Origin of the sequence: Streptomyces sp. NPDC006450 (assembly GCF_040612195.1) — a bacterium.
Taxonomy (GTDB): Bacteria; Actinomycetota; Actinomycetes; order Streptomycetales; family Streptomycetaceae; genus Streptomyces.
The window spans coordinates 1-24,518 of the sequence record NZ_JBEXPT010000009.1 but is presented as its reverse complement, the minus strand read 5'-3'; the positions used below and the strand labels follow the sequence as shown (position 1 = coordinate 24,518).

Genomic DNA, 24,518 nt, shown 5'->3' with positions numbered 1-24,518 from the left:
GTGAGCCCGGTTGCGGGCATGTAGGACACCAGGTGTCCGCATTGGTTCCTAGGGTTGCCGGTGAGCGCCGACACCACCCTTAAGGATCTTGTCTGTGAAGCTGACGTGGAGCGAGGTGTGCGGGCGGCGCCTGAGCCGTCACGGGCTGGTCCCGCCGCTTGCGCAGGGCGGTCCGGCCGACGCCGCGGCCGCGATGTGCGGCACGCACGCACAGGTCCTCTCCGCCGCCGAGGTGTCGATCGGCCTGCGGCTGCGCGGCGCGACGCACACGGACGTACAGGACGCGTTGTGGGCGGACCACAGCCTGGTCAAGACCTTCGGCCCCCGCGGCACGGTCCATCTCCTGCCCGCCGCCGACCTGCCCCTGTGGTGCGGCGCCCTCGGCGCGCTCCCCGCCGCCGGCCGATTCGCGGCCGACGTCCGCATCACCGAGGAGCAGACCGAGGAGCTCGTCGAGGCGATCGGAACGATCCTCACCGACAGGGAGCTGACCGTCGACGAGCTGACCGAGGCACTGGCCGACCAGGTCGGCTCCTGGGCCGCAGACCCGGTCATGCCGGCCTTCCAGACCAAGTGGCCGCGCTGGCGGCAGATGACCGAGACCGCAGCGCACCGCGGAATGCTGTGCTTCGGGCCGAACAAGGGCCGCAAGGTCACCTACACCAGCCCGGCCCGATGGCTGCCCGGCTTCACGCCCGCCCCGCACTCCGACGCGATCGGCTGGCTCCTGGGCCGATACCTGCACGCGTACGGACCCGCCACACCCGAGCACTTCGCCCGATGGCTGGCCACCACCCCCGCCTGGGCGCGCGGCATCTTCGGCAACAGCGATCTCACCGAGGTCTCACTGGAAGGTATCCGCGCCTGGGCCGCCGAGGGAGACACCGAACCCGGAGGGCCTGCCCGGGGCGTCCTGCTGCTGCCGCACTTCGACGCCTTCGCCGTCGGCGCGCAGCCCAGGGAACTGCTCTACCGCGGCCCGGCGCGGGACCGTGCGCTCGCCCGAGGCCAGGCCGGCAACTACCCGGTGCTCGTGGTCGACGGCGTCGTCGCGGGAGTCTGGCACCAGAAGAAGACCGGCCAGGCAGTCGCCATCACCGTCGAGCCGTTCGGCGAACTGACCGCCCGACAGCACAAGCAGCTCGACGAACAAGTCGAGCGCATCGGCGCCTTCCTCGAGGCCCGGCCGCGCCTGACCGTCGGCACGGTCACCGTCGGAGCTCATGCCTGAAGGGTGTTCAGCAGGTCCGGCCCGGCCAGGCCGTGGTGTCGCCGTGGCATGACCCGGTGATGAGCGACGTACGAGCTGCCGTGGTTGGCGACAGGGCCGAGCCCGCCGACCCCGCCGAGCCGACGACCGCGCTGCCGGGACCATGTGCGCGGGCGAGGAACCGACGGGGCCCTAACCGGCGCGGTTCTTCCCGTACGGTCCGCCCGCGGCGTCGGGCATGATCTGCTGGAGGGGGCGGCGTGTTGGGCGCGCCTGTCCGCAACACGGGCGGGGGACCCCTGGCCCCGACCGACTTCGGCTGGTCTGCATGGGACGGCCGCGAACGCTGCCCGCGCTGCGTGGAGTGCGGGGCGGACACGGTAGCCAGGCAGCTCTGAGGTCGCCTTCGGCGTCTTTGCGGGCCGGCCGGTGGGGAAGGTGTCCGGGGCACCAGCCCCTCGCGCAGTTCGGCGAGGGCGTCCAGGACCGGTACGCCGAGCCGGTAGCTGCTGGTCAGGTCCCACCGAGGTGCTTGGCTCGATCAGGGTCCGTTCGTGCAGGAACTCCTGCTCGACCCCGCTGAGCGCCGGGGCCGGAAACCCCCACTCGAACCACCGTGCCCGCCAACACCAGGCGCTTACGTCACCACCATGTCCCGGTGCTGTAAGGGAACTGGCCTCGGGGCACAGGCCCGCCCAGCCGGCCACTAGCCTGCGGCCATTGGGCCAGCAGCCCAGGACCACCACACCCCGGGAGATTCAGCCATGCCCATCCTTGGTCCCCGCACCCTCCTCGCCACGATCGCCCTCGCGGCCACGCTGACGCTGACCGCCTGCGACCCCGCAGCCGAAATCCCTCCCGCCGCCTCCTCCCCTGAAGCCGCGCCCGAAAGGTCCTCCCTCTCCACCTCTCCTACCGGTTCCGGCAAGCGCACGCTGGCCGAGACCGCCACCGCCGGCGGTCTCACCAAGGCCACCGGTGCCGGCGCGGTCTCCGACGTCCCGGTCGACCCGGGGGAGATGCGTGACGGCATGCACCTGGTGGTCGACGACTACAACCGGGCCGGGCAGACCTCCGGCCGCCGCATCCTCTTCGTCGGCGTCGACAGCGTCCCCGAGGACCCGAACAAGCGACGCGAGCACCTTTGGCGCGGCCTCATCGACTACGCGCTGCAGAACGGCTCCACCGGTACTCCCACTACCGCCAAGCCGTACGAGCCCGGTCCGTTCGGCGGCTCCCTCGAGTGCCTCAGCCTGCCGGAATCCACCAACGCCACCGATGTCATCTGCGGCTGGTCCGACACGACCACAGCCGCCGTCGCACTCTTCCCCCACACCACCCCGGCCGACGCCGCCCGGCTCTTCGCCGCCATGCGCGCCGACATCGAACACTGACCGCCCCGTCCACCCCACTCCGCCCGTCCGCGGAACTGCTCCGCGCGGGGCGGCGACGCGCGGTGTCCTGCAGGGTGCCCGCCGCTCGGGTGGGGCGGGCGGGACACTTCCGGTCATGGACGTGGAGTCGGTGGTGTGGGAATTGTCCGAGCTGAAGCCGTCGGAGTTCACCGCGGCCCGGGACGCGTACGTGGCCGAGGCCCGCGAGGCCGGCGACAAGCAGCTCGCCGCCGGCATCGCCGGGTTGCGGAAGCCGACGGTCGCGGCGTGGACGGCCGGCCTGCTGGCACGTCGCCGCCCGGACGAGGCTCAGGGTCTGATCCAGCTCGGCGAGGCGCTGCGCACCGCGCACCGGACGCTGGACGCCGGGCAGCTAAGGAAGCTGTCGCATGATCAGCATGTGGTGATCGGCGAGCTCGCGCGTACGGCGAGTGCTCTGGCCGTCGAGGCCGGTCAGGCGGTGAGCGAGCCGGTGCTGCACGAGGTCGAGCAGATCCTCCACGCGGTCCTCGCCGACGCTGAGGTCGCCGAGCGGTGGAAGGCGGGTCGGCTGGCGAAGGCCCCGGAGGCGGTGTCGGGGTTCACGGGCCTGGAACCCCTGCCCGGCGCGGCCCCACCGCAGCGGGAACGGCCGGCCGCTCCCGCCGGTGACCGGGCGGATCCCGTTCCGCCCCCTGAGCCGGCACCGGCACCGGACGCGGGCGCCGCTGCCGCAGCGCGGGCCCGCCACGAACGGGTGGAGGCGGCCCGCGCGGAGTTGGCCGAGGCCGAGGGGGAGGCGGAGCGCCTGGAAGCGGCGCAGGCGACCGCGCAGGATCTGGTCGACCGTGCGGCCGCTGCCGTGGCGGAGGCCGAGAAGGAGGTGCGGGACGCGAGGGAGCGGCTGGAGACGGCACGCGCGGCGAGGACGGACGCGGCTGCCCGCTACCGGGAGGCCGGGGGAGAGGCGGTGAAGGCGCGGGCGCGGGCGGAGCGGGCGACACGGAAGGTCGAGAAGCTCACCGGCGCCGACGGGTGAGGCGCATCGGGCCATGGGTGGTCGCCGAGGTGATCAACCAGTCGACCGGACCTTGCCCGGACATCACCTGCAGCCGGCTGAACGTCGTTCAGGGTGTGGTTCTGGTCTTGTCGAGCCGTGCGAGGCGCGCCATGTTCTCCCGGTCCTCGGCGTCCGCGCTCGCCTCGGCGGCGAACCATGCGTCGAGGATCTCCTTGAGCAGCGGTTCCGATGTCAGGCGCAGGCTGAGCGCGAGAACGTTGGCGTCGTTCCAGCGGCGCGCACCGTCCGCCGTGTAGGCGTCCGTGCACAGTGCCGCGCGTACGCCGGGAACCTTGTTCGCGGCGATCGACGCGCCCGTGCCGGTCCAGCAGCACACGACGCCCTGGTCGGCGTTCCCCTCGGCGACCTCGCGGGCGGCCGCCTCCGAGCAGGCTGCCCACTGCGGATCGCCGCCGGGGCTCAGTGCCCCGTACGCCACCACGTCGTGTCCGCGGTCGCGCAGTTGCCCGAGGAGGGCGCGAGCCACGGGTTCGTCCATGTCCGAGGAAACGGAGATCCGCATGCCCCGAGATTAACCGGCCGTAGAGCGGACGGTCGCCGCGAGTCGCGGAATGGGCGTCGGGGCGGCGGGCGATTCTCTCTTCCGCCTCGTGGTGGCATGAGCGATGATCCCTGCAGGTTCGGCGAGAGGGGGCGGTCGTCGTCAATCGGGGACCAAGGCTGGTGCTCCTGTGCGGTTTGCCAGGTGCTGGTAAGACCACGCTGGCCAAGAGGCTCGTGCAGGAGTTGTCGGCTGTGCGTCTGTGTCCGGACGAATGGCTTGCCGGGATGGGCCTCGATCTCTTCGACAACGAAGCTCGGGAGCGGGTCGAGCGGTGTCTCTGGCAGCACGCCCAGGCTCTGTTGGCCGCAGGGGCCGTCGTGATCTTGGAGAACGGCTTCTGGGAGCGGACGGAGCGTGACGAGAAGCGGCTCCTGGCCCGCGCGGCGGGCGCTGCCGTCGAACTGCACCACCTCCAGGTGCCGATCGAGGAACTGGAGCGGCGCATCGCCCTGCGGAACGACGAGCCGGGCTCCGCCGTGCTGACGGCCGAACTCCTGAGGAGTTGCCACGACCAGTTCGAGCCACCTACGCAGGGCGAGCTCGACTTGTTCGACGCGCCCCTGTTCGATGACCGCTCGTGATCGGTCGCAGCCGCTCATTTCTGATGACCGCGTCCCCATGGGGTGACCAGCGGCTGGGCCTAGCTGCCGCTCAACGGCGATCCCCAGGTGGGATCGTGGCGCGATCTTCTCGTCAGGTGGGCGAGCAGATGCTCCGCCGTATTGAAGGCGGTGTCGTGCGGCGCTCCAACCGAAGTCAGGGCCGTGCTGAGCCTTGCCGCCGCTGACTCCGGCACGTCCGAGTCGGTCACGAGGGGAAGGAGCAGCAGGAGGCGGGCGTCCGTGTGTTCGACACCTTCGACCGCCGCGGGCGACGGACCGTCGGCGATCTGGAACAGTTCCTCCCACGTCAGCCCGGTCCCCGAGAGGTCTCCTTCCCAACTGGCGATCCGCTGGGCGTGGCTCCGGCCCGGATGAGTGCGGAGGTAGTCGATGCCGTACTCGCCGACCATGTTGCGGAAGATCACCACAGCTCCGGGACCGTCGTCAGCCGGTACCCGGAACACCGGCCAGCGGTCGGGATCGAAGAGGATTTCGGACAGGGCATCGGTATCGGCGCCGTCATCGCCGAACCACTCCGGAAGAGGACGCGTAGTGCCCGACCCATCGCCGCACATCGCCATCAGGTAGTTCGACCAGAAGCCCGGGCGGGCCAGCAGTGACTCGCCCGCAATCAACGGGCCGTCGTCGTATCCCCTCATCAGCACACTCCGATCCTGCCACCAGCCACCGACAGGCTTCGATCCGATAGGGGCGTGGAGGCGCTGCGTGCGGATCAAACCCGGCTGGTCCTGACGTCGCCCGGACGCCGGGGCGGGCCGGGTTCGGCAGGCAGCCACGCAGCAGTCGGAGCGGCACCCAGACGGCGGGAACCCGAGCCGACGCGCCGGGTCCCGGATCGCGGCAAGGCCCTCTCTTCCGGATCTCGGCCCTGGTCACGTCGGCCGGGCCGGACGGACGGGAGACCCGGGCATTTAATTGACTGGCACGCGGTGCGCGGGCCTGCCTAATGTGACGGCGCGACCGCGTCCCCCGATGCGCTCGGCTGCGGCTACTTCCTTCCGAAACCAAGTGACGCCGCGGCCACTTCTGATCTCGGGGTGGCGCGGCCGCCTGTGCCCCGCCCTGCGCTCCGCCCCGTCGGACGCCTCGGACGGGGCTCCCCATTGCCCTTGGATCCGGGGGGATTCCCTGCCTCGCCACACCCCGCGCACGTCGAAGATATGGTCCGAGATGCTCGTGGCCCCGCACATCTCCGCCGCGGCGGCCCGTACCGTGCCAAGTCAACGGGCCCACCATCAACCCACCCTGGCGGACCCGCTCACCTACGAAGGCGGCCCCGGCTTCGTCCGGGAGCCGCGCGAGGAGCTCTTCCTCCTCGCCGTGGGGAACTTCGTCTCCCAGCAGACCGCCTACGAGAACGGCCCCGAACGCGACGAGCGGTACACCCGCCTCGTGGGTGAACTCGCCCTCCAGGACCCCACATGGACGGCCGGCCTACTGCGGTGGCTCCGGGGCGAAGGAAACATGCGTACCGCCTCCCTGGTCGGTGCGGCCGCGTACGTCAGGGCGCGGCTCGCCGCCGGGTCCTGCGCGGGGCCGTCCAACCGGTCCGTCATCGACTCCGTGCTCCAGCGCGCCGACGAACCCGGCGAGTTGCTCGCCCACTGGACCTCGGCCTACGGGCGGAGCGTCCCACAGCCCGTGAAGCGGGGCATCGCCGACGCGGTACGGCGGCTGTACTCCTCCCGCTCCCTGCTGAAGTACGACACCGCGTCCAAGGCCTTCCGCTTCGGCGACGTCCTCAACCTCGTCCACGCCACACCCCACCCGGCCAAACCCTGGCAGGGGGAGCTGTTCCGGTACGCCCTGGACCGCCGGCACCACCCGGAGGACGCGGCGCCGCCGCCCGGCGACCGGCTGCTCACCGCACACCGGACCCTGATGGAACTGCCCGCGGACGAGCGGCGGGCCCTGGTCACCGGGCCGGAGGGTGCCGAGCGGCTGGCGGCGGCGGGCATGACCTGGGAGGCCCTGGCGGGCTGGCTCCAGGGACCGATGGACGCGGCCGTCTGGGAAGCCGTGATCCCCTCGATGGGACCGATGGCGCTGCTGCGCAACCTGCGCAACTTCGACGGGGCCGGGATCTCCGACGAGGCGGCGGCAGCGGTCGCCGCACGGATCTCGGACGCCGAGGAGGTCGCCCGGTCCCGGCAGTTCCCCTTCCGCTACCTGGCCGCCCACCGCCACGCACCCGCGGCGCGCTGGTCGGCGCGGCTGGAGGTGGCGCTGAGCCACTCGCTGGCCAACGTACCGGCCCTGACCGGCCGGACGCTGATCCTGGTGGACCGGTCGGGGTCCATGTTCTACGACACCGTCTCGGAGCGGTCCACCCTGACCCGGGCGGACGCCGCGGCCGTTTTCGGCACGGCGCTGGCGATGCGCGCCGAGGAGGCGGACCTGGTGGAGTTCGGATGGTCGAGCGCGCAGGTGCCGTTCCGGTTCGGGGAGCCGGTGCTCGACGTACTCAAACGGTTCAACAACCTCGGTGGCACCGACACCGCCAAGGCGGTACGCGCCCACTACCGCGGCCACGAGCGGGTCCTGATCGTCACCGACGAGCAGACGGGCCCGCACCTGGGGCGCCGCGGTCCGGCGGAACCGGTCCCGGAGGACGTCCCGGTCTACACCTGGAACCTGGCGGGGTACCAGCCCGCCCACGGCCCCGGTGGCCCCAACCGGCACACCTTCGGCGGCCTGACGGACGCCGGGTTCCGGATGATCGGCCTCGTCGAGGCCGGCCGCGAGGCCCGATGGCCATGGACGTCACAGGCCTAGGCCGCGACGCCTCGACCCGTACGCGCCGGTGCTGGGCGGTCACGGTGCTCCCGCGCCGATTGCACGGCCCGGCGCGCAAGCGGGCGTGGGGCCCAGGCGTGTCGACGGGCCGTGTGGCCGTCAACGGCTGCATCAGCGCCCAGCGGGGATCCGTCGGTAGATTCCCGACGCGCGACATCACGGCGTACATCAAGGACGCAACACGGGAACGAAGGGCCTGAACGTGTCCTACGAGGCGTTCTTCCGCGTCGTGGAGGGTGGTCACTGGGAGAAAGTGGGCAGCGGTCGCACCTACGTCCCGGCCGGTGTGTACGGCCTGCTGCCCTGCCAGATGGTGTCCGGGCAGAGCTAGTGGTGCGGCTCGGGGCATCACTGCGAGGGTCCGACCAGTCGGTCGCGGAAGCGCTGAAGGGCGTGCCAGCCCGACGGTTGCCCCGGAGTTGTCCAGCAGGCACACCATCACGCACGCGACGGGCAGGCGCAAGACACCCCGGTCCAGGCGACCATCGCCGTGATGCCGGCGGTCGGCCTCCTCCCGTGCCGCGCCCTCGTGAGGTCAGGAGGCGTGCTTCACGTGGCGGACCAGCCACATCAGCAGGGCGTCCAGGTCGGCGGCGGCCGCGAGGACCCGGTCGACCGCCTCGGGGGTGTGCAGCCAGTCTTCGCAGCCGAGGGGGCGGGCGGCGATCAGGGAACGGTGGCGCAGCAGGTCCGTACGGGAGTGGTTCGTCGGATAGCCGCGCGGGGGACGCTTCATCACGTCCCCGGAGATCTCGTAGCCCTTCTTCCGCACGTCCTCGACGATGGCGGCCAGTTCGCGCCCGCTCCCCTCGGAGGCCACGGCCCTGCGGAACCTGTCCACCTGGCCGGGATCGGGATACCACCAGGCGCCCTGGATCCGCAGGCCGTCCACGGAGAACCGGAGACCGATCTCGACCTTGCGGTCGAGCCGGATCACGGCGCTCTGGTGCTGCCACCACCAGGAGTTGGTGCGGTAGTGCCAGACGGAGAAGTCCTCGTACCGGGGGTCCGTGTCCGCGACCTCGTTGAGCAGGGCGATCATCGGCTGCCGGACCAGTCGTTCGCGGTCCGCGCGACAGCGCTCGCGGGTCGCGTGGGTCGGTTCGCCCTGGAGCTGCCACAACACGTCCATGGCCTGCTCGGGCCAGCCGGTGAACTCTCCGCGCATCCGGTCAGGTTAGCTCACCGCCGATCCCGATCCCGATCCCGTTGCCGTTGCCGTTGCCGTTGCCGTTCCCGCCCTGTGCTCAGGCCCAGGGCCGGGCCCGTTCCTGAAGCCTTGTTCTGTTCGGCTACCTGCTCCAGAGTGCCGGCCCGCGCGACCGCCTCGAACTCGCCCGCTACGCCGACCCGTCGGCCCCGATCGAGCCGTGGCCGCAGCCACAGCCCTGGAGACGGTCCGCAAGGCTGCACACGGAACCCTCACAGTTTGATCACAACCTGAACCAATCAACCCGCTCTGTCCGAACGATCACGGTTGGTCGTGCCGACGAGACATTAGGTTCTCCTGGTTCATCGCTTTATTACCGAGGAGTTTTGAACCAGATGAGAGAACGGTCGCCTGTCCCCGCAGGCCGACACCACGCGGCCCCGCCCGCGTGGATACGACGGACCGCGATAGCGGCCTCCGTCATCACCGCCGCGTCGATGCTGAGCGGCCCGGCCGCCGCCGTCCCCGTAACGGCGCCTGCGGCCGCACCCGCCGCCCCCGCCGCACAGGGTCCCGCGGAGGCCGCGGACGCCGCATCCGCCTTCCTGATGGCGCGGCTGCAGAACCGGCGGATCGAGATCACCGGCGAGCGCACCGACTCCAGCACCACGTACGCCGAGCCCGGTGGCCTGACCAGCGTGGAGTCCTTCACCGGTCCGGTGCGCGTCAAGGACCCCCAGGGCCGCTGGCAGAAGGTCGACACCACCCTGGTCGACACCGGTGACGCCATCCGCCCGAAGGCCGCCGCCGCCGATGTCGCGCTCTCCGACGGCGGTACGGGCGAGCCGCTGGTCAAGGCGGGGCGCGGGCAGCACTCGCTCGGCATCGGCTGGCAGGGCAAGCTCCCGCAGCCGGAGCTGAAGGGCTCGACCGCGACGTACAGGAACGCCGTCGAGGGCGGTGGCGACCTGGTCGTCACCGCTCTGAAGGAAGGTTTCTCCCACTCGGTCGTGCTGCACGAGGCTCCCAAGGGTCCGGTGGAGTACCGGATTCCGGTCGAGGCGAGCGGGCTGAAGCTCACCGAGACGGCCGACAAGCGGCTGCGCTGGAACGACAGGTCCGAGCAGGCCAAGGCGACCGCGCCGGCCCCGGTCATGTGGGACTCCTCCTACGACCGGGCCTCGGGCGACGCCGAGCACATGGCGCCCGTCGAGGTCGAGGTCGAACCCGGCAAGAACGGCAAGGGGCAGGTACTGGTCCTCAAGCCGAGCCAGGAGTTCCTGAACGACCCGAAGCTCACGTACCCGGTGACGATCGATCCCACCGACTCGCTCATGGGCCCGGTCACCGACACCTGGATCCAGTACGACGACTACCTGACCAGCCAGCGCGGTTCGACCGAGCTCAAGTCCGGTACGTACGACGGCGCCGAGAAGGCCCGGTCGTTCCTGCAGTTCAGCGTCGACAAGTACAAGGGGAAGCAGATCCTCGACACGGATCTGCGCCTGTACTCGAAGTACTCCTCGACCTGTTCGACGGCCAGCGCCGGCAACGAGGTGCGGCGGGTCACCGCGGCCTGGGACCCCTCCGCGATCACCTGGGCCAACCAGCCCGCGACGACCGCCACCGGCGCCGTCGCCTCCACCGCCGCCAAGGGGTACAACGCCACCACGTGCCCGGCCGGGCACGTCTCCTGGGACATCGACGCCATCGTCCAGGCCTGGGCGGACGGCCAGCCGAACCACGGTGTGCGCATCGCCGCCGTGGACGAGAAGGACCCCCTCACCTGGCGCCGTTACCACTCGGCGAACCAGACCGACGGATCGCACAACGCCGCTCTCGAACCGTCGCTGACCGTCAGCTACAACACCAAGCCGGGTGCGGCCGCCCCCGTCTCCCCGCTGTCCGGCACGGCCACGGCCGACACGACGCCGACGCTGACGGGCAAGGCCACCGACGCCGACGGCAACACCGTCCAGCTCAGCTACGAGATCTGGACCGCCGCCGGCACGGCCGCACTGCAGACGGGGAAGTCCACCTTCGCCGCCTCGGGCGCGGCCGCTCCCTGGACCACCGGCACCCCGCTCGCCCCGGGCGCCTACAAGTGGCGCGCGGCCGTGTACGACGGCTCCGCCTGGAACGGCACCTGGTCGGCCTGGCAGAACTTCACCGTCGACACGGCGAAGCCGGGCGTCACCGCGGTCGGTTCGAGCGCCTTCCCGGCCGGCGCGTGGTCCGGCACCCCTGACGGGAACGGGAACTTCTCCGGCACCTTCACCTTCACCCCGCCCGCCTCGGACGTGAAGGACATCCAGTACAAGCTGGACGGCGGCGCATGGGTCACCGCGGCCACCGCAGGCACCCCCGTCAGCGCCGTGCTCGCCTTCAAGGCCGGCGCGCACGCCGTCACCGCCCACACCCGCGACGCGGCCGGCAACGTGTCCGGCGACACGGTGTACTCCTTCAACGCCGGCAAGGGAGCGGCCATCACCGCCCCGTCCGACGGCGAGCGTCCGGCCCGCCGTGCCGGCCTGATGGCCCAGGGCGACACCTCGTACACCGGTGTCCGCTACCAGTACCGCCGCGGCGAGACCGACGCGTGGAAGGACGTGCCCGTCGCCGACGTGCGCGTCAACTCCACGGGCGCCGCGCCGGGCTCCTGGCCGGTGTCCGTCAGCGGCGGCAAGCCCGCTCCGCTGACCTGGGACATCACCAAGACGCTCGCCGAGGACGGACCCGTCGACGTACGGGCCGTGTTCACCGCCGGCTCGGCCACCGAGGCCTCGCCCGGGGTCTCCGTGACCGTCGACCGCGCCGCAGGAGCCTCCCCGGAGCTCCCCGTGGGGCCGGGCTCCGTCAACAGCCTCACCGGTGACTTCACTCTGGACGCCACCGACGCGTCCGGCGCGGGCACCTCGGTGACCCGTACCGCCTTCTCCCGGGGTGACCACCCCGAGGACGACGGACAGGTGAAGATCTTCGGCCCCGAGTGGGTGTCCGGCGTCTACGCCGAGATCACCCAGTCCTCGTACACCGGTCTGCGCAAGACCTCGCCGACCTCGGTCGAGGTCGTCCTCGCCGACGGGGCCGTCGGCTTCACCGCCACCTCCGGCGGTGGCTGGAAGCCCGAGGAGGGCTCGGAGCACCTGACCCTCACCGGTTCGCTCACCGGCTCCTTCACCCTGAAGGACGACGAGGGCGTCGTCACCGCCTTCGCCAAGGTCGACCCGGCGGCGGAAAGCTGGCAGGTCGCCTCGACCGCCCTGCCCACCGACAACTCCACGACCCGTGTGGTGTCGGAGAAGGTCACCGTCGACGGCAAGGTCCTGGCCCGCCCGAAGTACCTGATCGCACCCAGCACCGCCGCTACGGCCGCGGCCTGCGAGGCGAACCCCGCCACCGCCGGCTGCGAACGTCTGGAGTTCGTCTACGCGACGGCCACCACGGCCACCGGCTACAGCACGGCCGCCGATTTCGGAGACTTCGCGGGCCAGGTCCGGGAGATCAAGCACTGGTCCACCGCCCCCGGGGCGACCGCGGCCACGGCGCGCTCCGTGTCCGTGTACCGCTACGACAAGGACGGCCGGCTGCGCCAGCAGTGGGACCCGAGCCTGTCGCAGGCCACGCAGGTGCAGTACTCGTACGACTCGGCCAACCGGGTGTTCTGGATGATGCCGGGTACCGAGCTGCCGTGGACCTTCACCTACGGCAAGGCCGGCGACGCCGCCACCGCGGGCGAGGGCATGCTGCTGAAGGCCTCCCGCCCTTCCCTCAAGCAAGGGTCGAAGACGGAGACCAGCGGCGGTTCGATCGCCACCTCGATGGTGTACGACGTCCCGCTGACCGGTACCAATGCGCCCTACAAGCTGGGCCCGGCGGACGTGGCGGTGTGGGGCCAGAGCGACGCCCCGACGGACGCGACCGCCGTCTTCCCGCCGGACGCCGTGCCCGCCGGGCACGACGGCGACGCGCTGACCGCGGCCGGCTACAAGCGTGCGACGGTCAGCTACGTCAACGCGTCCGGCCGCGAGGTCAACACCGCGACCCCCGGCGGCCGCATCTCCACCACCGGCTACAACGCCGATGGCGCCGTCGTGTACGCCCTCTCCTCAGCCAACCGCGACCTGGCACTGGCCACCAGCGGTGCGGGCCTGGAGCAGCTGGCCCGTCTGGGCATCGAGGACGTGGGCACGGCGGAGCGTGCCGCGCTCCTGGCGGAGACGGCCGAGTACAGCGCGGACGGTCTGCGCGAGCTGCACTCCTACGGGCCGCTGCACGTCGTGGAGCTCCAGCAGGGCGCGGCCGATCTGCCCGCCGGCACCGAGGTTCCGGCGCGGCTGCACTCCGCGAGCCTGTACGACGAGGGCCGTCCGTCCGATGCCGCGGTGAGCGGCCGGGCCACGACGGTCACGGTCGGCGCCGCGGTGCCGGGACGCTCCGGCGACCTCGACACGCGCGTCACCAAGTCCACGTACGACTGGGCCAAGGGTCTGCCCCTGACCACGGCCGAGGACCCCGCCGGCCTGAACCTCGTCACCAGCACCGCCTACGACGCGCAGGGCCGGGTCACCTCGACCGTCCTGCCCAGGGGCGGGGCCGCCGGCACCCGGGTCACGTCGTACTACACCGCGGGCGGCACGGGCCAGTGTGCGGGCCGTCCCGAGTGGGCCGACCTGGTCTGCTCCGTGGGCCCGGCCGACGCCTCCTCGGGCACCACGTCGGTGTACGAGTACGACGCGTTCGGCCAGGTCGCGAAGACCACGGAGAAGGCGGGATCCACGACCCGCACCACCGCGGTCACCCGTGACAACGTCGGCCGCGTCACCCGCACGTCGGTCACCGGCGGCCTCGGCACCGCGGTCCCCGAGACGGTCCGCACGTACGACCCGGTCAGCGGCAAGCCGGCCACCGTCGCCGCGGGCGGCAAGACGGTCGCGTACTCCTACGACGACCTCGGCCGGCTCGTGAGCTACGACGACGGCGCGGGCAACGTCACCACGACCGAGTTCGACACGCTGGGCCGGGCGGTGAAGGTGTCCGACTCCGCGCCCTCGACCGTGACCTACGCGTACGACACGGACAAGGAGCCGCGCGGGCTGCCCACATCGATGACGGACTCGGCCGCCGGTACCTTCGGGGCCTCGTACGACGCCTCGGGCGAGGTGTCCGGCGAGACGCTGCCGGGCGGATACACGCTCGCCACCGTCAAGGACGAGACCGGCTTCACCACCTCCCGCGTCTACACCCGTGACGCGGACGGTGCCGCCGTCCTCACCGACGTCGCCGTGCCCACGGTGCACGGCCAGGCGAGCTCCGGCACCCGCGTCGCCGGCGCGGGCAACGGCCAGCGGTTCGGCTACGACCGTACGGGCCGCCTCACCGACGTCGAGGAGTCCGGGGCGTACGGGCAGCAGCACCGCACGTACACCTTCGACGCCAACGCCAACCGCACGAAGCTCGTCTCCACGCGGGACGGGGACGGGGGCGGTGGCCCGGTCCAGAGCACGACGGACTACACGTACGACGCGGCGGACCGGATGACCGGTGCGGGCATCACGTACGACGTGTTCGGCCGCACGCTCACGAAGCCGGGCAGCACGTTCGGCTACTACGCGAACGACCTGGTCCGCTCGCAGACGGCCGGTGAGCGCCGCCAGACCTGGGAGCTGGACGCCCAGGGCCGGCTCGCGTCGTGGACGGCCGACACCCTCGACGCGCAGGGCGCGGTCCTGACCTCGGTGGGCTCGGTGAACCACTACCGGGACGCGTCGGACAGCCCGTCGTGGACGGTGGAGGACACCGCCGCGAACCTGCGGACGCGCAACGTCCCCTCGCTGTCGGGCGAGCTGGCCGCGGTGACCGGAACCGCCGGGGACGTCGTCCTCCAGTTCACCGACCTGCACGGCGACGCCGGTGTCGCGATGCCGCTGGATCCGCAGAAGCCCCTCTCGGTGGCGGACACCGACGAGTTCGGCAACGTCCGCGCCGGTACCGCGACCGCGCGCTACAACTGGCTGGCCGCCTACCAGCGCGCCTCCGACACGCCGGCCGGCGTCATCCTGATGGGCGTACGCCAGTACGACCCCGCGACCGGCCGGTTCCTGTCCGTCGACCCGGTGTACGGCGGCAACGCCAACTCGTACGAGTACTGCACGGCGGACAGCGTCAACTGCACCGACCTGAGCGGCGAGTACGGTGCCAACCGCTGGGGCTGCGGTGCCTTCGTGGACCGTCCGCACAAATCGCACACGAACAACAACCGGGTCAACGTGCACGCGGACCTGAAGTGCAAGAGGAAGGTTCCCAGCTTCTCGATCCGGGCGACGCTCTACCGGTCCCGCTGGTACGGATGGGAGAAGATCGGAACCACCGGTTACGAATCCGGCAACAACAAGTACAAGGCGCGTGCCGTGGCCAACTGGGGTCCGAAGGGCGCCTGCCACTACTACGTGGGTGTGGGTGAATTCATGATCGCCAGCGGTCCCAACGGTTCGGGCACCAAGATCCGCTCGACCGTGCGCAACTACGACACCCGCTATCTCGAGGGGCGTACGGAGATGTGCGTCGGATGATCCGCCCTCAGGTCGTGTGCGTGCTCGACTGGCACGGTGAGCCGCCCTTCGGTCTCACCGCGGTCGGGTTCGCGCCGGACCGGCTGGCCGAGGCGGAGGCCCTGGCCTCCGCCGCCCTGGGCGGTCTCGTCCACCCGGCATCGTGGGAGGGGGCGGATCCCGGACTGCGCAGACGCGTGGTGCGGGCCTGCCGGCCGATTCCCACCGAAGGCCTCTGGCACGTGTCGGACGATCGTCCCGGCACGGCGGAGGACCGGGCGCGGCGCGCCTGCCTGCGGCAGCTGGCGGACGAGTGGCCTCAGGCCCGGCCGTTGGCCGGCGATGCGGCCGTCCCGGGGCTGACCGCCCTGGTGCGGCTCACGGCGCTGGTGTGCCGGATGCCGCCGGAGATCCTGCTGGACGCCGAGGAGGACCTCCTCGACGTCTACGACACCTACACCGTCGGTGCTCTGGACGCCGGCCCGCAGGACCCGTAGGCGCCGCGACCGCGCCCTCAGCGGATGCGCACGCACGACCCGCTGCCCCCGGCCGAGAGGATTCGGCCGGGGGCAGCGTCGTCGGGTACCGCGGCGGCCGCTACCGGAGCAGCTCCCACAGTTGCTGGACGCACAGCACCACGAACAACAGACCGGCGGCCCCCAGCATCACGTTGCTCAGCAGACCGTTGCGCCAGTGGGAGGGTGTGCGCGAGGAGTTGAGCAGCCAGAGCAGCGTCAGGGCCAGGAAGGGCATGAAGAGCGCGCCGATCACTCCGTACACGATGACGAGCCCGAAGGGCTGGTCCAGGAAGAGCAGGCTGATGGGCGGGAAGGTGAGCCAGAGCAGATAGATCCGGAAGGGCAGGGATTTCGCCGGGTCCGTTCCGGCAGGGACGAGGGACGGCCGGAACTTCGTGGCGAAGTCGGCGAACATCAGGCTCACTCCGTGCCACACGCCGATCAGCGAGGTGAAGGACGTGGCGAAGAACCCGACCAGGAAGAGCTGGGCGGTCGCCCTTCCGTAGTGTTCCTCGAGAACGGCACTCAGATCGAGCAGGCCTTTGTCGCCCTTGGTCAGCGCCACGCCGGACGAGTGCAGCAGCTCGGCCCCGACGATGAGCATGGCCACCACGAAGATGCCGGTGGTGAGGTAGGCGACGCGGTTGTCGAGCCGCATCACCTTGATCCAACTCGTGTTCGTCCAGCCCTTCGCGTTGACCCAGTAGCCGTACGCGGCGAGCGTGATCGTGCCGCCCACCCCGCCGATCAGGCCGAGCGTGTAGACCAGCGATCCGTCCGGCAGTACGGGCACCAGGCCGGCGAGGGCGGCGTCGAGGCGGGGCGTGACGCGGACCGCGAGATACACGGTGATCAGGAACATCACGCCGACCAGGACCGTCATGACCTTCTCGAAGACGGCGTACCGGTTGAACCAGACGAAGACCAGCCCGGCCAGACCGCACAGCACGGCCCAGAGCTTCAGGTCCATCGTGTCCGGGAAGAGCGCGGCCAGCGGGAGCGCGCTGGAGGACATCGCGGCGGCCCCGTAGACGAAGCCCCAGACGACGACGTACCCCGCGAAGTAGACGGTGGTCCAGGAGCCGAGGCTGCGCCAGCCGTCGAAGAGGGTGCGGCCGGTGGCGAGGTGCCAGCGGCCGGCCGCCTCGGCGAGCGAGATCTTCACAAGGCAACCGATGACCGCGGCCCACAGCAGCGTGTAGCCGAACTTGCTGCCCGCGATGAGCGTGGCCACGAGGTCGCCGGCCCCGACACCGGTCGCCGCCACGACGATTCCGGGGCCGATGGATCGCCAACTCGCTTTGCGCGGAGCGAGGTTCTCGCTCCCCGTCGCGCTGGCCTGACTGGTGTCCGCCATCGTGGCCGCCTTCCCGTTCGCCCCGTGAGTGACGGAAGTCACCAAAACGGTTCGGTGGCGGTCGCGCAAGAGGCCCTCTACGCAGAGGGCTCCACACGGCCCGAACGGGCTAGCCGCTGGGGACGCGGTCAGGGCCCGGTACTCGAAGGGTGTGGTCACGTGGGTTCTGTTGTCGGGGAGGGGCGGGTGAGGGGGAAGAGGGGGAGGTGTGCGTAAGGTCGGCACGGGCCGCCGGCACGATGGCCGCGGTGGTGACCTGTTGGAGGAACGTGTGGGACATGCCGAGCCCCGGCAGCGGCCGCGACCTGATGCGGGCGGTCATGGCACAGGAGTGGCCGGTCTGCGCGAGCGGGGGTTCGCCCGCTACGGCGCCGAGCAGCTCGGTATCGTCCCGGGTGACTCCACGGCGAGGGACCTGACCCGGATCCGGGAGGTCTTCGCGGCTCTGCCGCCCGACCCGTACGCTCCGGGAACGAACCGGTTCCGCCGCTATTCCCATGCCGTGTACCTGCCGTGGAAGGACGAACTGTCCTGGATCCCCGGAACCCCCGACCCCGTACACGGTACGGTCACCAACTTTTCCCAGGGCGAAGACGACCCCGAACACCCGCGAAAGCGCCGCGTGCTGCCCGCCATCCCCGAGGCGCTGCGCGGCAATGCCCTGCTGCTGCGGCTCCTGCACTGGGACATCGAACAGGTCCTGTCCCTGAAGGACCTGAGCCGACGGCCCTTGTGGGTCGGGGTCCACCTGATCAAGCTCGGCGTCGACCGCTCGGGCCAGGACGCCGTCTCCTCCCCGGACTGCTTGCACCAGGACGGCGGTTCGAGCAGCACGTTCACTTTCGCCCACCTGATCAGCCGTACCAACGTCACGGGTGGGCAGAACGTCATCGCCACACCGGGCAGCGCCGGCCTGCAGCCCGAGGACCCCTGGGCGGACATCCACGCCAGTTTCACCCTCACCGACCCGCTGGTCGGCTACGCCGTCCACGACCACCGGGTGAGCCACTACGTGGGCCCGGTTCGCACAGGCCCCGAGCCGGGGCCGGGTGAACGGTCCGTCCTCATCGTCGGCCTCGCCCCGTACATCCCCCAGCTGTGACACCGGCACCACCCGGCCGCGGGTTCAGGTGGTGTGGCTCGAGCGGCTGAGCCGGAATCTCAAGGGAGCGTCCCCCCTCCGCTATTCGAGATAGCTCTTCGCGGGTGATTCGCCTCAGGAGCAGGGCGATTGGTGCGTGGGCATGGTCGATCACGAGTCCTCGTCGAGCGGCAGGGCACGGAACCGGATCAAGAGATTCCGGACGCTACGTGACCCTGCGGATACTCAGAAGCAGCCGAAGGAACCGGGCGGGAACGGATATGACGCCCCCTGCGGGACACAGTGCACGGTTGTCCCGCTCGCGGGCGGCGCTCGACGCAGCCGGCCCGGGGTGATGGCGCGGCGGCGGCCGGTGGCCCGATCGGCCATCATCGCCATCACGGGAGCGCCGTGACGAACGTGGCGATCGACTGGACGAACGCCTTTCGACTGGCGAGCTGTTGAAGCGCTGCGACGGGACAGGCCCCGGACCTCGAGCATCCCTGGTCGCCGATCGTCGCAATCGAAGCCAGTGCCGTCCTCCACCGGCTCCCGTGCCGTTTCGGTGCTGGGGCCTTCGGTCCGTTCCGTACGGGACGTTCGGCTTCGAGGGACAGGCCCAAGGTCGCTGGGCGCGCTTCCTCCCCTCCGCTTGACTGGAGAGTCTTGCCGTCGACACGGAGGGGACCGCGCGAGATGCACCTTCGGTCAGCAGTACCAGCTCCCCCCACTCACGCCGGGGGCGGCGCCGCGCACATCCTGGTGGACCTCTCGGACGGTTCCCGGGGGACCGGGCCGATCCTCGACGCGGATGCCCGTGCGGCTTCCCTGCTCGGCAGGGAGCCGGTCGAGTTGGTGGGGCTCCCCCTCTCCGCACTCGCCCCCTCCGGCCACGCCGGGTCCGTCACCCGACTCCTCCTCGACGTCGCCCTGTCGCGCCCGGCGGACCGGCTGGACCCGCTGGATCCACCGGTGACCCGGAGCCCGCTGCTGATGGGGGGCGGGAGCGAGGCGGTGCTGTGCCTGGTGTCCGCCTGGCCGGCCGACGGCCCCGACGGCCGGCCGGCCGCCGTGCTGCAACTCGAAGGCTCCTCCTGCGCCGACGAGTGGGAGAGCTGGGCGACGCTGCATGCCATGGCAGCGCTGCGGGGCGAGTCGGTCTGGGCGTACGACGAGGAGCACGACCGGTTCTGGTGGGTCGAGAACGCACTGGAATACAACGGACACCACAGTCCCGGGGACCTTCCCCTGCGCAAGGTGCTGGACCAGCTGCACCCGGATGACGCGCCTCACGTCGAGGACGCCTTCTGGGCGCTGCGCCGGGGCGAGTGCGAAGTGGTGAACATCTGCTTCCGCCACCCCGACGGGAAGGGCGGATACCGCTCGCTGCGTTCGGTTGCCCGCATCATGCGTATCGGCTTCGGCGGTACGCGCCGGATCGTCGGATCCACCTCCGACCGCACGTCAGCCGTCGAGCACGAAGCCGCCGTCGCCCGCGAGCACACCCGGCAGAGCCGGCTGGTACGGGACCTCGCCGCGGCATTCGTCGCGGCCAAGACGGAGGAGGAACTCACCGACGCCATCCTCCACAAGGTGGCACCGGCCTTCGCCGGAACGGGCACGCTGCTCGCCTTCGTCGAGAACGAGCGGCTGCGGGTCACGTTCGGCGAGCGCATCGACCCCGCCATGGCACGTTCCCTGCACGGCATGAGGCTGGACGCCCCGAAGCCCCTGGCCCGTGCCATCCGCACAGGCTGCACCGAAGTCATCAGTTCGCGGGAGGCCTACCGCGCCGCATGGCCGGAGGCCCACGGCCTGCTGGACGCGACGACCGCGCAATCCTTCCTGATGGTGCCCTTCGCCGCCGAACGCGGCAGGCCCCTCGGCGGCTGGGTCATCACCTACGACGCCCCCCACCGCTCCTCGGAACAGGAGAGCACCCTCCTCGGAGTGATCGCCGAGCTGGCAGGGCAGGCCTGGGAGCGCATCCGCCTGAGCACGGCCCGCCTGGAGCTGGCCGGGGCGCTCCAGCGGGACATGCTCCCCGCCGTGCTGCCTCCCGTCGAAGGCTTCGAGATCGCGGCCCGCTACCTGCCGGCCAACGAGGGGTTGGAGGTGGGCGGTGACTGGTACGACGTGATCGCCCTGCCGGACGGCGGCGTCGCCTGCATCATCGGTGACGTCCAGGGCCACAACATCCAGGCGGCCGCGCTGATGGGACAGGTCCGCACCGCCATGCACGCGTACGCCTGGGAGGATCCCTCGCCGGACCGCGTCCTGGAACGGACGAACGAGCTCATGCTCCAGATGGGCGCCGCCGGCTTCGCGACCTGCCTCTACGCAGTCCTCGATCCGCTCGGCCGGGTGGTTTCGGCCCGGGCGGGCCACGTACCGCCGGCTCTCTGTGGAAGCAGGGGAACCTCGGCGCCGGAAACCCCCGGCGGGCTTCCACTGGGCGTGCAGCACGGTACGAGGTACCCGCTGACGCACAGTCGCCTGGGGGAGGGCGACGTGCTGGCCCTGTTCACCGATGGGCTGGTGGAAGGGCCACGGCTCAGTCTCGACGACGGCATGGCCCTGGTCTGCCGGACCCTGGACGAATCCCGCGGCGCGCCGGTGCAGGAGGTCGCGGACGCCTTGATGAACTGCGCCCGTGCCACACGGCACGACGACGACCGGGCCGTCCTGGTCGTGCGCCGGTCGCCGGCGGCTTGAGGCCCCCGGAGGACGCCACCCCGATGGCGGCGGGCATCCCGCCGATGCCGTAGGGGTCAGGTGTTGCGCTGGTCGTGGGTGTTGCGGCGGAGCTGGTCGGTGTGGCGGGTCACGGCGTCGATGCGGGCGGCGAGCTCGGAGTCCTCGGGCCGCAGGTGGGCGCGGGTGTCGGCCAGGGGGCGTACGAGGCGTGCGACGTCGCTGTCGGCGAGGGCCACGTTGAGGTCTCCGACGGCGGCCTCGGCGCCGGCGGGCAGGCCGGTGAGGGAGGTGACCTGGCCGGCGAGCCGTCGCAGATCGGCCGCGTTGTCGCGGGCCCAGGCGGTCACCGTGCGGTCGGCCGCGCGGGTGGCACGCGTGGCCTCGACGCGTTGCTCGCCGGTGCTTCCCTCGGTGCCGGGGCGCAGGCGCAGGTAGCGGCGTTCCGCGGCCTGACGGCTCGCGACTCCCAGGGGACCGGCAAGGTCGGCCCAGCTCGCCCCGGCATCGCGGGCGGCCTCGATGAGCCCGCTCTCCCAGCCCGCGAGCTGCTCACGGACCTCGCGCAGCATCACCAGCGCGGCCAGAGCCGGGTGTGGCCCCCCGTCCGGATCGGACGTCGGAGCGGTAGCAGTCTGCTGCGCAGGTGGTCGCTGCGCGGCGCTCACGGCTCGGCTGATGGTCTCCAGGGCCGCGGCCGCGGCGAGGAAGGAAACCTGGTCGGTCGGTGGGGCGGCCTCGTCCATGACACTCTCCGTTGGGTTGTCATCCTCCAGATGACGCCTTGCTTGTCATCGTTTCGATGACATGTTACAACGGAAGCACGTTGAAGCGCATTGGCAGCTTTCTGCCCGAACCAACTGGAGGTGTTTCGCGATGTTGATGCGCACTGACCCGTTCCGCGAGATGGACCGGATCGTCCAGCAGCTGTCCGGTACGTCGGGTACCTGGTCGAAGCCGTCCGTGATGCCGATGGACGCCTACCGCCAGGGCGAGGAGTACGTGATCGCTTTCGATCTCCCCGGCGTGAGCACGGACGCGATCGACATCGACGTCGAGCGGAACATGCTGACCGTGAAGGCCGAGCGCCGGCCCACGGGCAAGGGCGACGGCGTCCAGATGGAGCTCTCCGAGCGGCCCCTCGGCGTGTTCTCCCGCCAGGTCATGCTGGCCGACACCCTCGACACCGAGCGCATCGAAGCCGACTACGACGCGGGTGTCCTGACCCTGCGGATCCCCATCGCCGAGCGCGCCAAGCCCCGCAAGATCAGCATCGGCCGCACCGACGGGCACAAGCAGATCTCCAGCTGAACGAGCCGGCACCAGCTGCGGAGGACGGGGGACGACCACCTCCGGCACCCGTCCTCCGCGCCCGCCTTTCCCTTTACTCCTCCCTTGGAGGCGACGTGATGCCGATGCGCCCGGAGGCATTCCTGGCCCACGTCCAGGAACGCGGCGAATACCGTACGCGCGAGGAAGCCGAGCGGGTATCCCGCGTCGTCCTGGCTCTGCTGGGCGCCCACCTCGTCGGCACGGTGCGAGCCGAGCTCGCCGCCCGTCTCCCCGAGACCTACGCGCTCATCCTCCTCAACCCCCTGCAGGCCGCCGAACCGCTCTCACCCGAACGCTTCGTCCGGGCCACCGCGGCCTGGATCGACGGCGCCACCGAGAAGACGGCCCTCTGGGACATCGGAGCCGTCCTGTCCACCGCGGCCGGCGCGGCCGGCGACGACCTCACACGAGAGATCCTGCTCCAACTCCCGCCCGGCTACGACCTCTTCTTCGGCCACCCCCCACCCACCTGACCACCCGCCCGCCACCACCGTCCGCACCGTCCTCGATGCCCTCGGACGCCGGGTCACCGGCGACGAGCGCGCCGCCCCGACTGTTCACATGGGAACAGTCGGGGCGGCGTGGGGGTCTCGGGCAACCGAGTGGATGCTCGTCGCGTCCCCGTTCGGGGGTGGGGTGCTCATGGAGGAGACGCAGATTCGCGCGGGCTCGCGCTATGCCGGGGTCGTGCTCGTGGTGGTCGCCGGGTTCGTGATGTACGGCTGGGCGCGCTGGTCCCTGGAAGGGGCGTCCGCCCCCTCGATGGCAGTGGCCGTTGCCGTCGGCGCGGCCGTGCTCGTGGCAGTGGGGCTCGGGCATCTCAGGCCCGTCGGGGGCAGCGCCGGCATCTTCGCGGCGCTCTTCGTGGCGCCGCTGCTGCTCGCGCTGGGCTTGCAGGGCGGTTCCGCAGCTCTTGCCAGCCGTCGCCCGGCCTCGCGGGAGGGCGCGCCCAGGCGCTGACCGTAAGGACGTCGAGCAGCAGGCCCACGAGGTGTCGTCGTGCCGCACCCGGCGTACGTGGTGCAGCCCAGCCTAGGTCTACTGCGTGTTCTGCCGGGGGTCAGTCTTCGCCGCGGATGATGTTCCACTCGCCGTCGGTGGACTGCTGGGTGCCTGACCGGCTCCGGATGGGTTGTGTCAGCCGTGCGGGTCGTGCGGTGCGAATGGTTTCGTCGGTCGGCTGGTGTCCTTTGTCTGACGGAACAACGCCCTGCGGTTGCATTGCTGCCTCCTTGGGTGGAATGCGTTCGTATACGCGTTTGCCCCTGCTGTGCTCGTGCACGCACTTACGCGACATGGCCCGGCAACGTCGTCACGCTCCCGGGGGCAGATACCACCCCTGGGTCTGGGCGGGCTCCGTACGTAAACCACGTCCGAGCCCCACCAAGGGGCCGAGGCCCTGGTGGTACCCAAGCTCCAGGACCAGTCGGAGTGTCAGCCGCTTCCGCTGCCGCAGCCCGAGCCCGATGTGCCGGCGGTTCTCCTACCTGAGGGCGGGGGCAAATCCGCTGCACACCGCGTCCGACGTCCCGGCTGCTGGCCTGGTGCAGGAAACCGCCCGCGAAGCGGAGGCCACAGCCCTGTGAGGTGGGGGAGTCGGGTCTGATCACGTGATGGCGTGTCGGTGTCGTGCCACACGGCAAGCCGGTTCCATCAGTTGGACGCCCCACCCAGGCGATGGTGCACGTCAGTCTTGGAGTTGGGGCGGGGTGAGGCGGTGTTGTGCGTGACTGTATGGGGCTGGGGGCGTTGGCAGGGCATGAACACAATGAAGCGTGTCGTTGCCGCGGTGGCCCTCGCTGGTGCTGCCCTGTCCGTTACCGGTGTGGCGCAGGCGGCTGACAGCCCGCTGGGCGCTGTGCCCAGCGTTGAGGACCTGGGGGCGGGCCTGCCCACTGATGCTCTCGCAACAGGCGAACTCGGCGACGTGACGTCGCAGGGCGGCCTCGTCTCCACCCTCGCGGGTGGTCTCGAAAAGTAGCCCTCCACCCCGACCCCTCACCTTCGGCGGGAAGGCCGCCCCGACCCCGAGCGGGCATCCCGGTGCCACTACGCCGGCTCGCAAACGGGCGGTCCCATGGCCGCTGTCGAAGTGGGTCGGGCCGACACCGTGCGGACGCGTGGGGGGGGGGGGGGCGGGCCGAGGGGGGCCCGGCCCGCCCCCCCCCCGGGGGGGGGGGGGGGGAGGGCCGACGGGCCCGCGCGCGG

19 protein-coding genes are annotated in these 24,518 nt (G+C 71.2%); 14 read left to right on the top strand and 5 right to left on the bottom strand.

All coding sequences use genetic code 11. The annotated features are described in order from the left end of the window. Nucleotides 1-85: 85 nt before the first annotated feature. The 3 genes from ABZY57_RS05905 to ABZY57_RS05895 all read left to right on the top strand — a co-directional run bounded on the left by ABZY57_RS05905 (nucleotide 86) and on the right by ABZY57_RS05895 (nucleotide 3,622). A complete protein-coding gene (locus ABZY57_RS05905) occupies nucleotides 86-1,231 on the top strand; it encodes a winged helix DNA-binding domain-containing protein (RefSeq protein ID WP_356508669.1) in 1,146 nt (381 codons plus the stop codon). 743 nt (nucleotides 1,232-1,974) lie between these two features. Then, complete coding sequence (locus ABZY57_RS05900; protein WP_356508548.1) at nucleotides 1,975-2,604, top strand: hypothetical protein; 630 nt, start codon at nucleotides 1,975-1,977, stop codon at nucleotides 2,602-2,604. Between the two features lie 115 nt (nucleotides 2,605-2,719). Next, entirely contained in the window at nucleotides 2,720-3,622 is a 903-nt protein-coding gene (locus ABZY57_RS05895) for a hypothetical protein (RefSeq protein WP_356508546.1), read from the top strand. A gap of 88 nt (nucleotides 3,623-3,710) precedes the next feature. Here ABZY57_RS05895 and ABZY57_RS05890 read toward each other — a convergent pair whose 3' ends face one another. Next, nucleotides 3,711-4,166 carry an RpiB/LacA/LacB family sugar-phosphate isomerase gene (locus ABZY57_RS05890; RefSeq protein ID WP_356508545.1) on the bottom strand — a complete coding sequence of 152 codons (456 nt, stop codon included), beginning with the start codon at nucleotides 4,164-4,166 and terminating at the stop codon, nucleotides 3,711-3,713. A 161-nt stretch (nucleotides 4,167-4,327) separates the two neighbouring features. Between ABZY57_RS05890 and ABZY57_RS05885 the strand changes: the two genes are divergently transcribed. Beyond that, nucleotides 4,328-4,789 (top strand): ATP-binding protein, encoded by a 462-nt coding sequence (locus ABZY57_RS05885; protein WP_356508543.1) that lies wholly within the window; start codon nucleotides 4,328-4,330, stop codon nucleotides 4,787-4,789. Nucleotides 4,790-4,848: 59 nt separating this feature from the next. Here the strand turns inward: ABZY57_RS05885 and ABZY57_RS05880 are convergent, their stop codons facing one another. Continuing rightward, nucleotides 4,849-5,469, bottom strand: coding sequence for a hypothetical protein (locus tag ABZY57_RS05880; protein WP_356508541.1), 621 nt, complete (start codon nucleotides 5,467-5,469; stop codon nucleotides 4,849-4,851). A gap of 532 nt (nucleotides 5,470-6,001) precedes the next feature. Between ABZY57_RS05880 and ABZY57_RS05875 the strand changes: the two genes are divergently transcribed. Further along, entirely contained in the window at nucleotides 6,002-7,606 is a 1,605-nt protein-coding gene (locus ABZY57_RS05875; RefSeq protein ID WP_356508539.1) for a TROVE domain-containing protein, read from the top strand. A gap of 223 nt (nucleotides 7,607-7,829) precedes the next feature. Beyond that, nucleotides 7,830-7,958, top strand: a complete 129-nt coding sequence (locus ABZY57_RS05870) for a hypothetical protein (RefSeq protein WP_356508537.1) — start codon at nucleotides 7,830-7,832, stop codon at nucleotides 7,956-7,958. A gap of 204 nt (nucleotides 7,959-8,162) precedes the next feature. Here the strand turns inward: ABZY57_RS05870 and ABZY57_RS05865 are convergent, their stop codons facing one another. After that, entirely contained in the window at nucleotides 8,163-8,795 is a 633-nt protein-coding gene (locus ABZY57_RS05865; RefSeq protein WP_356508535.1) for a DUF2461 family protein, read from the bottom strand. A 377-nt stretch (nucleotides 8,796-9,172) separates the two neighbouring features. Between ABZY57_RS05865 and ABZY57_RS05860 the strand changes: the two genes are divergently transcribed. Next, nucleotides 9,173-15,349 (top strand): DNRLRE domain-containing protein, encoded by a 6,177-nt coding sequence (locus tag ABZY57_RS05860; protein ID WP_356508533.1) that lies wholly within the window; start codon nucleotides 9,173-9,175, stop codon nucleotides 15,347-15,349. Next, the gene (locus ABZY57_RS05855; protein WP_356508531.1) at nucleotides 15,346-15,825 is read left to right on the top strand and encodes a hypothetical protein; all 480 of its coding nucleotides are present in this window, start codon (nucleotides 15,346-15,348) and stop codon (nucleotides 15,823-15,825) included. Before ABZY57_RS05860 ends, ABZY57_RS05855 begins: the two co-directional genes overlap by 4 nt. A gap of 100 nt (nucleotides 15,826-15,925) precedes the next feature. Here the strand turns inward: ABZY57_RS05855 and ABZY57_RS05850 are convergent, their stop codons facing one another. Further along, nucleotides 15,926-17,203 (bottom strand): Nramp family divalent metal transporter, encoded by a 1,278-nt coding sequence (locus tag ABZY57_RS05850; protein WP_356508529.1) that lies wholly within the window; start codon nucleotides 17,201-17,203, stop codon nucleotides 15,926-15,928. 331 nt (nucleotides 17,204-17,534) lie between these two features. Between ABZY57_RS05850 and ABZY57_RS05845 the strand changes: the two genes are divergently transcribed. Together ABZY57_RS05845 and ABZY57_RS05840 are read left to right on the top strand one after the other, a co-directional pair. Continuing rightward, nucleotides 17,535-18,305 (top strand): 2OG-Fe dioxygenase family protein, encoded by a 771-nt coding sequence (locus ABZY57_RS05845; protein WP_356508527.1) that lies wholly within the window; start codon nucleotides 17,535-17,537, stop codon nucleotides 18,303-18,305. Nucleotides 18,306-19,046: 741 nt separating this feature from the next. Continuing rightward, a complete protein-coding gene (locus ABZY57_RS05840; RefSeq protein ID WP_356508525.1) occupies nucleotides 19,047-20,999 on the top strand; it encodes a SpoIIE family protein phosphatase in 1,953 nt (650 codons plus the stop codon). A gap of 56 nt (nucleotides 21,000-21,055) precedes the next feature. Here ABZY57_RS05840 and ABZY57_RS05835 read toward each other — a convergent pair whose 3' ends face one another. Further along, nucleotides 21,056-21,724 carry an HSP18 transcriptional regulator gene (locus tag ABZY57_RS05835; protein WP_356508523.1) on the bottom strand — a complete coding sequence of 223 codons (669 nt, stop codon included), beginning with the start codon at nucleotides 21,722-21,724 and terminating at the stop codon, nucleotides 21,056-21,058. Between the two features lie 130 nt (nucleotides 21,725-21,854). On the opposite strand from ABZY57_RS05835, the gene ABZY57_RS05830 reads away from it, so the two are divergent. The 4 genes from ABZY57_RS05830 (at nucleotide 21,855) to ABZY57_RS05815 (ending at nucleotide 24,291) form a co-directional block, all read left to right on the top strand. Beyond that, nucleotides 21,855-22,289: an Hsp20/alpha crystallin family protein gene (locus ABZY57_RS05830; protein ID WP_356508521.1), complete on the top strand. Its 435-nt coding sequence runs from the start codon at nucleotides 21,855-21,857 to the stop codon at nucleotides 22,287-22,289. Nucleotides 22,290-22,387: 98 nt separating this feature from the next. Then, nucleotides 22,388-22,783, top strand: coding sequence for a DUF2267 domain-containing protein (locus ABZY57_RS05825; protein ID WP_356508519.1), 396 nt, complete (start codon nucleotides 22,388-22,390; stop codon nucleotides 22,781-22,783). A gap of 169 nt (nucleotides 22,784-22,952) precedes the next feature. After that, on the top strand, nucleotides 22,953-23,270 hold the full coding sequence (locus ABZY57_RS05820; protein ID WP_356508517.1) for a hypothetical protein: 318 nt from the start codon (nucleotides 22,953-22,955) through the stop codon (nucleotides 23,268-23,270). Nucleotides 23,271-24,069: 799 nt separating this feature from the next. Then, nucleotides 24,070-24,291, top strand: a complete 222-nt coding sequence (locus tag ABZY57_RS05815) for a hypothetical protein (protein WP_356508515.1) — start codon at nucleotides 24,070-24,072, stop codon at nucleotides 24,289-24,291. Nucleotides 24,292-24,518: the final 227 nt, after the last annotated feature.

What these genes read in the sequence shown, in the direction of transcription:
- ABZY57_RS05820 (WP_356508517.1), top strand. Translation starts at nt 22,953, where the DNA reads ATGGAGGAGACGCAGATTCGCGCGGGCTCGCGCTATGCCGGGGTCGTG.
- ABZY57_RS05825 (WP_356508519.1), top strand. Translation starts at nt 22,388, where the DNA reads ATGCCGATGCGCCCGGAGGCATTCCTGGCCCACGTCCAGGAACGCGGC.
- ABZY57_RS05855 (WP_356508531.1), top strand. Translation starts at nt 15,346, where the DNA reads ATGATCCGCCCTCAGGTCGTGTGCGTGCTCGACTGGCACGGTGAGCCG.
- ABZY57_RS05880 (WP_356508541.1), bottom strand. Translation starts at nt 5,469, where the DNA reads ATGAGGGGATACGACGACGGCCCGTTGATTGCGGGCGAGTCACTGCTG.
- ABZY57_RS05890 (WP_356508545.1), bottom strand. Translation starts at nt 4,166, where the DNA reads ATGCGGATCTCCGTTTCCTCGGACATGGACGAACCCGTGGCTCGCGCC.
- ABZY57_RS05895 (WP_356508546.1), top strand. Translation starts at nt 2,720, where the DNA reads ATGGACGTGGAGTCGGTGGTGTGGGAATTGTCCGAGCTGAAGCCGTCG.
- ABZY57_RS05865 (WP_356508535.1), bottom strand. Translation starts at nt 8,795, where the DNA reads ATGCGCGGAGAGTTCACCGGCTGGCCCGAGCAGGCCATGGACGTGTTG.
- ABZY57_RS05835 (WP_356508523.1), bottom strand. Translation starts at nt 21,724, where the DNA reads ATGGACGAGGCCGCCCCACCGACCGACCAGGTTTCCTTCCTCGCCGCG.
- ABZY57_RS05875 (WP_356508539.1), top strand. Translation starts at nt 6,002, where the DNA reads ATGCTCGTGGCCCCGCACATCTCCGCCGCGGCGGCCCGTACCGTGCCA.
- ABZY57_RS05830 (WP_356508521.1), top strand. Translation starts at nt 21,855, where the DNA reads ATGTTGATGCGCACTGACCCGTTCCGCGAGATGGACCGGATCGTCCAG.
- ABZY57_RS05860 (WP_356508533.1), top strand. Translation starts at nt 9,173, where the DNA reads ATGAGAGAACGGTCGCCTGTCCCCGCAGGCCGACACCACGCGGCCCCG.
- ABZY57_RS05900 (WP_356508548.1), top strand. Translation starts at nt 1,975, where the DNA reads ATGCCCATCCTTGGTCCCCGCACCCTCCTCGCCACGATCGCCCTCGCG.
- ABZY57_RS05815 (WP_356508515.1), top strand. Translation starts at nt 24,070, where the DNA reads ATGAACACAATGAAGCGTGTCGTTGCCGCGGTGGCCCTCGCTGGTGCT.
- ABZY57_RS05850 (WP_356508529.1), bottom strand. Translation starts at nt 17,203, where the DNA reads ATGGCGGACACCAGTCAGGCCAGCGCGACGGGGAGCGAGAACCTCGCT.